We start from the raw sequence: 5733 nt of genomic DNA on the forward strand, positions 1-5733 counted from the left end.
ACAGATCGTGGTTCCGAATATAAAAATGTGGGAATTGATGAATTATTAAGTACTTATAATATAGAAAGATCATTAAGTCATAAAGGAAACCCTTATGACAATGCGGTGGCAGAGGCGACATTTAAGCTATTAAAAACAGAATTAATTAACGGCGCACAGCTCTTAACCCTTGAACAGCTATCTCTTGAACTTTTCGATTACGTCAACTGGTACAATAATATCCGTTTGCATAGTTCGTTAGGCTATCTAAGTCCGTCAGAGTTTAGAAAATCAGCCCTTAAAAAAGTTGTTTGGTTTAGTGTTGACATACCAGAGGGTAAAATGGAAGGGAAAAGCTTATTTCTAAAGATTGAACTTAAGAATGGAGTTACCTTAGAAGGCTCAAGCTAGGTAATGTACCTGGCTCAAGCCTTTTAATTTTGCCTTCAAACATTTGTAATTGTAGTAATAGGTTCACTTTTTTTTAGGCTTTTCGTTCAAAATGGAACGTAATTCTCTAATATCCTCTTCCGACAAGGAATCTTCCTGGATAAACTGAACTAGCATCGACTTTAACGCTCCACCATAAATTCGCTTAATAAAAGACTGTACTTCGACGCGCTGACACTCATCTTGCGAATAAAGTGGGAAAAAAGTATAGACCCTCTGATCTTTATTGACATCTATCACTTTTTTGTGAACGAGACGATCCAAAAGAGTGCGTATGGTTTTCGGCTTCCAATCCGTTTGCTCCTGCAAGGAGGATATAACGTCATTGGCCGTTTGTGGAGCCTTTTTCCACAGAACATTCATTACTTCCCATTCTGATTCTGAAATATTGGGGATTTCCTTCGTCAACCTTGTTCTCCTCCTTCTTTTGGATACCGTGCAAAATGCTTAAACCCATTCTCCTGTTTTCTTAATAGATTCCTTTATCTCTCAAAATTGATAACGTGATTTCCGCTGCCTTGCTTCCATAACTATTATCTTCATCTTGTATATTTGTTGCAAAGAAATAAGTATTGTCCTTGGTCTCTACATATCCAATGAACCAACCGTTTATATTCTTGCCATTAACGTTTCCCGTACCCGTTTTCCCGGAGAGCTGGGAACCGTTGTATACCTCTAATGTAAGGGAATCTTTAACTGTTTGGATATTCTTGTCCTCGAAACCAAATTGATTTGTATAAAACGCTGATAGTAATTGTACCTGTTCAACTGGAGAAATTTTTAATGAAGATTCCAACCAATAGTCTGATCCACCAGAAAGATCATAATTTCCATAGCCCATCTGCTCCAGATAAGCTTGGATGGTGTCTCGCGGGATTCTTTGGTCTAATTCCTGAAAATACCAGTTCACTGAATTTCTCATGGAAGTTGATAAGTTTTGGTCCTTGTTCCAAGATTTATAAGGATATTTCGTTCCATTCCATTTCATAGTGGAATTGTCACTTGTTATTACACCTGACTCTAATCCAATTAATGCGCTATAAATTTTGTAAGTAGAATTCGGGGAAACTCTCAGCGTGCTTTTATCTTTATTATAAATGCTATATTGACCAGCTTTCATATCATATAATACAAAGCTTCCATCGTATCCAACAAAATAATCGCTTAAATCCTCATAAAGCGTGCTTTCATTATTAAAATCGTAACGGTCATTATTAGTGGCCATTGCAGAAATAAATGGAACCTGACTTGCTACAAATACACCTATAAGGGTAAAGATTGAAATACTCTTCAGTTTCATCCACTTCGACTCAATTGTAAAGGATGCGATTTTTTCAATCCGTTTTTTCATTTGCTCCTTGGGACCGTTAAACTGATTGGCCCAAGCGAAATCTTTTGAGTGTGAAGCTAGATCTGCGAAATTAATAATCGCATTCCCATAATTTGCATGACAATGCTCATCTAAAGATTTTAAAACAGCCATATCACAAGCTATCTCACGATCCATTCTCATTTTTTTAAAAGCAATCCATACAAGCGGATTAAACCAATACAAAATTTGATAAATGATAATGAGGTAATTCGTTGCTATATCTTTGTATTTATAGTGATGCAGTTCATGCATAAAAATGTACTTGATATCTTGTAAAGACATCCATTCGTCAAGATGTATCGGCAGCACAACGTAGGTCTTAAACAGACCGAATGTCATTGGAGATTTGACAAGAGGTGATTCTCCTACGATTAAAGGTTTAGATATATTTGAACGATGCTTGCATCGTTCAAATAAGTGTAAAATGTCTTTGTTGTTCAAGACTGTTGTCGTATTTTTAATTTTTTTTAATTTGAACCACGCATGTAGGAACAGAACAGCCATAACTAACATGCCTGCAATCCAAATACTGGTTAATCCGACATTCAAGAATTTCAGATCAAGATGATTGACAGATACCGTAAAGTCCTGCATCCAGTTTACGCTACTAAGTTTAGAACCTTCGGTGGTGATGATAGAAGAGTCGCCAACTCTATTGCTTTGATTGAATAAAATAAAATGATTTTCAAAATGAATCAACTGCTTCGGTATAAATGGAAGTGTTAATGCGATTAATAATAAAAACCATAGATTGTATTGCCATTTTGCTGAAAGTTGCTCAGGGAATAATCTCCTAATAAGCAAAATAGCCACTATAGTAATAGAGGATACAATAAAACTTGTGACTAAATGTGTGAAGAACATACTTCTTTACCTCCATTTTCCAAAGTATCACTATAATACTTTACATTCCGCTGATTACTTTCAAGAAATTTCAACATCTTTTATTGTGATTTATGCCATTAAAGAGATCACCAATTTGTTTCCTATTTTCCCTATCCTTTTGTAGTTGTATAACATCTCTGTGGTACTCAAAGTTTATCACTTCATTATAAGTTTATCAATTTATCAATTTTTAGTAAAAAGGGTTGGAACTAATAGCCTTAGAGCATGATGGACTTTATGATCTTTTCCTGAAAGGAAGAGTGAGGAATTTTTTCCGTTTAAAGGGATTGACATTTACAGACTACAATTGTAATGTAGGACTACAGTCGTAGTCTTATAAACAATAGGATAGTAAGAATATTCTAGAAAGTAGGTTATTACAATGAAAATGGTTTTATTAACATTGCTACTATGTATTGTCACTATATTAGGTTGGCAGTTTGTTGAATATATAAATCGACCAGCTTCTAGTCCAGAAGAAGTCTTTAAAAGCTATATAAATTATTATGAAAAGAGAGACTATAGTGAAATGTATTCTTTAGTATCTCAAGAAGGAGATGGCTTCTCTAAAGATCAATTCATTCAAAAATACGATGCTATTTTTAATGGTTTAGATGTTTCAGAAATAGAAGTTGTGAACACAAATCTTACATTTAATAAGGAAAAAGATTGGTATGAAGGATCTTTTACAGCGAATATATCAACGTTTTTAGGAACAGTAACATCTTCTTACTCAGCTAATTTAATTAAAGAAGAAATTGATGATGAGGAAAAATGGGTAGTCAAATGGGATCCATCATTAATATTTCCTGGAATGAGTTATGGAGATAAAATCAGCGCTCAAACTACTACACCTGTACGTGGAGAAATCTTAGATCGAAATGCAGTACCATTAGCTATAAATGGTTCAGTTTATGAATTGGGTATAGTTCCAGGTAAGTTAGGTGAAAACAAAGAAGAAAGTATCCTGAAAATTAGTAACTACTTTAAAGTACCAGTTGAACAAATAAATAATGCACTAAATCAAAAATGGGTAAAACCCGATGTTTTTGTACCTATAAAAGTATTACCTAAAAACTTTAATCCAAATTATTATTTTGAGGATCTACCTGGTGTAGCGTTTAAAACAAAGAGTGTAAGACAATATCCATTAGGGGAGAGTGCCGCCCATTTAATCGGATATGTTAAAAAAGTAACAAAAGAAGATCTTGATGATGATAGAGAAGGTTATTACTCAGATAGTGATTGGATAGGGAAGGCAGGACTAGAAGTTACTTTTGAAAAAAAATTAAGAGGCAGTAAAGGTGGTTTTATTAAAATTGTTGATGAGGCGGGAAATATAAAAAGTACCATTAAAGAAAAAGAAGCCATAAACGGGGAAGATATTCAGTTGACTATTAGTTCAAGTCTCCAAAGTAATTTATTTGAAGAAATGAAAGAAGAATCTGGGGCTGTTACTGCCATGCATCCTCGTACTGGAGAGTTATTGGCTTTAGTTAGTTTCCCTTCTTTTGATCCCAATTTAATGGTAACAGGGATGTCAGTGGAAAAATGGAATTCGTATAATGAAAATCCCAATTTACCATTTTTAAATCGTTTTACAAGTATATATGCACCTGGATCAGTATTTAAAGCCATTACGGCTTCAATTGGAATCGAGACAGGGGTGACTTATCCTGAAAAAAGACGCCATATTTCCGGTTTACAGTGGAAAAAAGATAGTAGTTGGGGTGGATATTATGTGACGCGTGTAAAAGATGCCCCTAGTGTAAATTTATATGATGCACTTGCGTTTTCTGATAATATCTTTTTCGCACAAGAAGCACTTGAAATAGGAGCTAAAACATTTGAAGAAAAAGCTTTACAATTTGGGTTTAATTCAGACTTTAATTTACCATTAAATCTACCTAAAAGTCAGATATCTAACAAAGGCATTGATGGTGAAGTCTTGTTAGCGGATTCATCTTACGGCCAGGGAGAAGTCCTAATGTCTCCTATTCATTTAGGGGTATCATTTACTCCGTTCGTAAATAATGGACAACTCGTTTATCCACAATTATTACTTGAGGAGAAAAATATAAAAAAAGAAAGTATTATCAGTTCGAATACAGCGAATATTGTGAATAACGGTCTTTTACAGGTTGTTGAAAGAAGTAATGGTACTGCTCATAGTTTACATTCTCTACCCCAAAAAATGGCTGCGAAAACAGGAACAGCAGAATTGAAGAAGAAAAAAGGAGAAAACGGTTTAGAAAATGGCTTTCTTGTAGCTTATGATACAGAATCTCCTAATCTTCTAATCGCTGCTGTTGTTGAAGATGTAAAAGGACGAGGTGGGGGTCAAATAGTTATTGATAGAGTAAAACCAGCTCTACAAAACTATCTAACTTTTAATAAATAATAAATTATGACAAGTGAGATGATATATATATATGTTAAGCAAACTCCGATATACATTTGGACATTTATTTATTTGTAGTGCGGTACTTTATATCCTTATTCCTCAACCATTAATTGTTATTGTATATTGTTTGACTTGTATTTTATTTTTCTTTCTATTTTTTCTAGATTGTAAAGGGTGGTTTATCATGGAAAAGATAAAGAAGAAAAAAGAAAAGAAAATTCAAGATACTAAAATGATTCGATTGAATTTATTATTCTTTGTTGTTTTTCTGTTATTTATTGTACTAATTTCAAGGCTTGCAATTGTGCAGATTGTTGATGGTGAAAAGTATAGTAAAGAAGCAAATGCAACTATTCAAAAAGTAATAAAGACATCAAGCCCAAGAGGGAAAATTTATGATAGAAATAATCGCACCATAGTAGATAATGAATCTACATATTCTATAGTTTATTCAAAAGAAGAGAAAACAACCCAAGAAGAAATGCTAGAAATCGCTAAAAAATTATCTAAAATGATTAGTTTAAAAACAAACAAGCTAACAGAAAGAGATTTAAAGGATTATTGGATTTTAACAAGACCTGAAAAAGCGGTAAAAAAGTTAAATAAGACAGAAATACAAGATGATACTAAGTCTGATCAAGAA

The 5733-nt window shown here is 33.6% G+C and carries 3 protein-coding genes and 2 pseudogenes; 3 read left to right on the forward strand and 2 right to left on the reverse strand.

Features of this window, described 5'->3' with window-relative positions; all coding sequences use genetic code 11:
* A pseudogene (locus V7014_RS25310) lies at nt 1-267 on the forward strand (IS3 family transposase); the annotation flags it as partial.
* 186 nt (nt 268-453) lie between these two features.
* Here the strand turns inward: V7014_RS25310 and blaI are convergent.
* Together blaI and V7014_RS25320 are read right to left on the reverse strand one after the other, a co-directional pair.
* Nucleotides 454-837, reverse strand: a complete 384-nt coding sequence (gene blaI / locus V7014_RS25315; protein ID WP_335511581.1) for a penicillinase repressor BlaI — start codon at nt 835-837, stop codon at nt 454-456.
* Nucleotides 838-898: 61 nt separating this feature from the next.
* On the reverse strand, nt 899-2665 hold the full coding sequence (locus V7014_RS25320) for a BlaR1 family beta-lactam sensor/signal transducer (RefSeq protein WP_335511583.1): 1767 nt from the start codon (nt 2663-2665) through the stop codon (nt 899-901).
* A gap of 403 nt (nt 2666-3068) precedes the next feature.
* Here V7014_RS25320 and pbp4 point away from each other — a divergent pair, with 403 nt between their 5' ends.
* On the forward strand, nt 3069-5087 hold the full coding sequence (gene pbp4, locus V7014_RS25325; RefSeq protein WP_335511585.1) for a penicillin-binding protein PBP4(5): 2019 nt from the start codon (nt 3069-3071) through the stop codon (nt 5085-5087).
* A gap of 187 nt (nt 5088-5274) precedes the next feature.
* Nucleotides 5275-5733, forward strand: a pseudogene (locus tag V7014_RS25330) (penicillin-binding protein); the annotation flags it as partial.

The organism is Bacillus sp. JJ722 (assembly GCF_036963345.1).
Taxonomy (GTDB): domain Bacteria; phylum Bacillota; class Bacilli; order Bacillales; family DSM-1321; genus Bacillus_AD.